This window comes from Pseudarthrobacter phenanthrenivorans (assembly GCF_036455295.1).
In the GTDB taxonomy this organism is placed as follows: domain Bacteria; phylum Actinomycetota; class Actinomycetes; order Actinomycetales; family Micrococcaceae; genus Arthrobacter; species Arthrobacter phenanthrenivorans_C.
The window spans coordinates 1-560 of the sequence record NZ_JAYXNX010000050.1; the positions used below are offsets into that span (position 1 = coordinate 1).

General features: G+C 63.8%; 1 pseudogene. It reads right to left on the reverse strand.

The annotated features are described in order from the left end of the window. Window positions 1–560: pseudogene (locus VXJ37_RS21070) on the reverse strand (bifunctional D-altronate/D-mannonate dehydratase); the annotation flags it as partial.

Here is a 560-nt window from a genome sequence, read left to right on the forward strand (position 1 = left end):
CCCAGCTTCGCCGCCTGGATCGGCGTCATCCGGTGATGCCCGTCATGCAGCAACGGGATCTCCGGACCAAACTCATTCCGCACCGCCTCAAACACCGTGGGCAGGTGCCGCAAATACGCCCTGGTATCCCAGTCCTCCTCCTGCGGGAACGCACCCCGCCCGGCCGGTTCGTAGTCATACCGCTCCCCCGACGCCTGCGCCTGCGCCGCCACCCCATACACGGCCTTGATCCCCGGGACCGCGGTCTGGATCCGGATCGACTTATAGCCCAGCTCCAGATGTTCCCGCACCGAATCAAACAACGACTCAATATCGGACCCCGACGCGTGCCCGTACGCCCGCAACCCATTCCGCGACGCACCACCGAGCAACTGGTACACCGGCATCCCCGCGAGCTTGCCCTTGATATCCCACAACGCCATATCCACCGCAGCGATCGCCGCCATCGTCACCGGACCCCGACGCCAATACGCACTCCGGTACAGGAACTGCCACGTATCCTCAATCCGGTGCGGATCCTTCCCGATCAACAACTGCGCCACATGCTCCTTCAAATACGC